At 69.3% G+C, this 3,055-nt stretch carries 4 protein-coding genes; all 4 read right to left on the reverse strand.

All coding sequences use genetic code 11. The features are described from left to right. Positions 1-290: hypothetical protein (locus tag GF405_00310; GenBank protein ID MBD3366596.1), on the reverse strand; the 290-nt coding region annotated here is incomplete at its 3' end. Positions 291-448: 158 nt separating this feature from the next. Next, positions 449-1,450: a type I asparaginase gene (locus GF405_00315; GenBank protein MBD3366597.1), complete on the reverse strand. Its 1,002-nt coding sequence runs from the start codon at positions 1,448-1,450 to the stop codon at positions 449-451. A 3-nt stretch (positions 1,451-1,453) separates the two neighbouring features. Further along, a complete protein-coding gene (ispG, locus tag GF405_00320) occupies positions 1,454-2,536 on the reverse strand; it encodes a flavodoxin-dependent (E)-4-hydroxy-3-methylbut-2-enyl-diphosphate synthase (GenBank protein ID MBD3366598.1) in 1,083 nt (360 codons plus the stop codon). Continuing rightward, on the reverse strand, positions 2,533-3,055 hold a 523-nt coding region (locus GF405_00325), incomplete at its 5' end, for a hypothetical protein (protein MBD3366599.1). The genes GF405_00325 and ispG, both read right to left, overlap by 4 nt.

Raw genomic sequence — 3,055 nt, forward strand, 5'->3', positions numbered from 1 at the left:
CCGTCGTAGTTGCCCATGAAGGCGATCATCGACCCGTCGGGACTGAACTTGGGCACGGACTCGCCGCCCGATGGACTGGAGAGCGGCACGGCCTCTCCGCCTCCGCGCGGGGCGACCCACAGGTCGTTGGCGTAGCGGAAGACGATGTGCTCGCTGCTGATGTCGGGATAGCGGAGCATCCCGGCGTGTGGCTCGACCGCCGACGCGGCCGAACACAAGAGAAGCGCCGAGGCGATGAGAACCGCCGTCAGCGCCACGGCACTGCGAACGCTCTTACCCCAGAAGGACATGGATCCCCCCTCGTCTGGCGCCGGACCATCGGTCCGGTCGCCCTCCCTGGTCTGTGCGGCGCTCCCGGAGACCGCTCTCACAGAATGAGACGCTCCGGCGCGCCGCGCCGGTTTCACAGGATGTGACCTCGAAACTGCCTGAAGCGTTGAAGAGCGATTCAGCCGCCGGGATGCGGGCGGACCTCTCCCGCCAGGTCGGTCCGCATGAGCCGTCCGACCTTCTCGGGATCGCTCGCCCGGCGAAGCACCCACATGAGCTTGGTGATGATGGCCTCCATGCTCATGTCGAATGCCTGGATGGCCCCCATGTCGAGCGCCCGCTTGCCGACCTCGTAGCGCTCCATGCGTGTGGCCCCTTCGAGGCACTGGCTGGTCACGACGACCGGAACACCCAGCTCACGGGCCTTCCTCAGGACCTCGAGGTAGTCTGCGGCGATGTTGCCGGTACCGTAGGCCCTGAGCACGAGGCCCGAGGTGCGGCCCTCGAGGATGTCGAGCAGCATCGTGACCGACGTGCCCGGGAAGAGCGTGGCGACGGTGATGTTGGGGTCGAAACCCTTCTCGAGCTGAAGGGCGCGGTCGTGGCGTCCCCGGGCGTCGTCGCGGAAGCGGACGTCGGCCCTGATCTCCCCGACGGGCTCGCGGTTGATCGACGCGAAGGCCGAGAGCTTCGACTCCGACACCTTGGTCGCACGGGCGCCCAGGATGACGGAACGGTCGAAGACGACGAAGACGCCGCTTAAGTCCATCGCGGCGATGCGGACGGCGTTGACGAAGTTCCGCCGTGCGTCGGTCTCGATGAACCTGCCGGGGATCTGCGCGCCCGTGAAGACGACCGGCTTCCCGACATCCCGGAGGGCGAACGAGAGAGCGCTGGCGGTGTAGGCCATCGTGTCGGTGCCGTGCGTGACCACGAACCCGTCGTGGGTCGCGTACCGCGAGGCGACCTCGTCGGCCATGCGGTCCCAGTGCGCCGGCGTGATGTTCGCGCTGTCGATGTTGTCGACGTACGCGACCTCGAGCTCGGCGATCTCCGAGAGACGCGGCTCGAGAGTGAGGAGGTTCTCGACGGCGTGATCGCTCGGCGGTACCTGCCAGACACCGCGCTCGTTCTCCTCCATCACGAGTGTGCCCCCGCAGAAGAGGACGGCGATGCGCATCGTCTACTCCTTCCCGCGCTCGTCGATGAGATCCTGGAGTCGCCGGAGGAGCTCTCCCGCGAGGTCGTCGCTCGTCAGCCGGCCGATCTCCCGACCTCCGGCGAAGAGCACCGACCGTCCGCGCCCGCCGGCGACGCCGAGGTCGGCCTCGCGCGCCTCGCCGGGTCCGTTGACGACGCAGCCCATGACGGCCACGGTCACGGGCGTACGGATGTCGGCCGTCCGCCGCTCGATCTCGGAGGCGATTCCGGGAACGTCGATCTCGGTACGTCCGCAGGTCGGACACGCGACGACGGTGACGCCGCCGTGCCGAAGTCCCAGCGACCTGAGGATCTCGCGACCGACGCGGACCTCGTCCTCAGGAGGCGCCGCCAGCGAGACCCGGATCGTGTCGCCCAGCCCATCGGCGAGCATCAGCCCCAGCCCGACCGATGACCGGACGGCGCCCGGGACGAGGGTTCCCGCCTCCGTGATGCCCAGATGCAGCGGGTAGTCGTGCCGCGAGGCCATCAGGCGGTTCGCGTCGACCGTCGTCGGGACGTCGGACGACTTGAGCGACACGATGATGTCGCTGAAGTCGCGCTCCTCGAGGAGCGCGGCGTGACGTTCGGCGCTCTCCACCATGGCCTCGGCCGTCGGATGGCCGTGACGCTCGAGGATGTCTCTCTCGAGAGAGCCCGCGTTGACGCCGATCCGGATTGGGATCGACGCCTCGGAGCAGGCCGCTACGAGCGCCCGGACACGTTCCTCGGCTCCGATGTTCCCGGGGTTGATGCGGAGCGCGTGGGCTCCGGCCTCGACGGCTCTGAGTCCGAGTCTATGGTCGAAGTGGATGTCAGCCACGACCGGGATGCCCGAGCGGGCGATGATCTCAGGGAGCGCGTCGGCCGCCGCGCCGTCCGGCACCGCGACCCGCGCGATGTCGCACCCGACGTGCGCCAGGCGAGCGATCTGTGCGACGGTCGCCTCGATGTCGGAGGTGACGGTGTTCGTCATCGACTGGACGGCGACCGGCGCGCCGCCCCCGACGGGGACGCGCCCGATCATCACACGCCGCGTCCGGCTCCTCGCCGGCGTCTCCGTCATGCGGACCTCCCCCGGCGCCTTACGTTGCCCGTTCGCATGGTCGTCCCCTCACGGTCGAGGAACTCGAGGAGGGGGATCGCGTGTTTCCTCGTCACCCCCACGAGGTCCTTGAAGGCGGGGACCGAGAGCTCGCCCTCCGCATCGAGGTGCTCGAGCACCCGGCGCCGGACCCGGTCGATGACCTCATCGTGGAAGAAGAGCGTCGTCGTCACCTTGACGATCCGCCCCTCCGCCGCGAGGAGCTTGACGACGGCGTCGAACTCGTCGCCGCCCATCTGCCGCCTGAGTTCGTCGATGTCGGGCGGCGACGCGCCGGCCGCCTTCAGCGTGCCCGCGATGCGGTCGGCAAGCTCGCGCTGGCCTGGGTCGAGCTCGATCTCCGGTGTCCCGACCCGAACGAGGTCGCCGCGCCGGAAGACAGCTTCCTCAGCGCTCAGCCCGTCGAGCGCCCATTCCAGCAACCGCCTGTCGAACCCGCGGGCCACCCGGCCGCGGAGCTCCTCCGCCGAGACGCCCCAC

The organism is Candidatus Effluviviaceae Genus V sp. (assembly GCA_014728125.1).
GTDB lineage: Bacteria > Joyebacterota > Joyebacteria > Joyebacterales > Joyebacteraceae > WJMD01.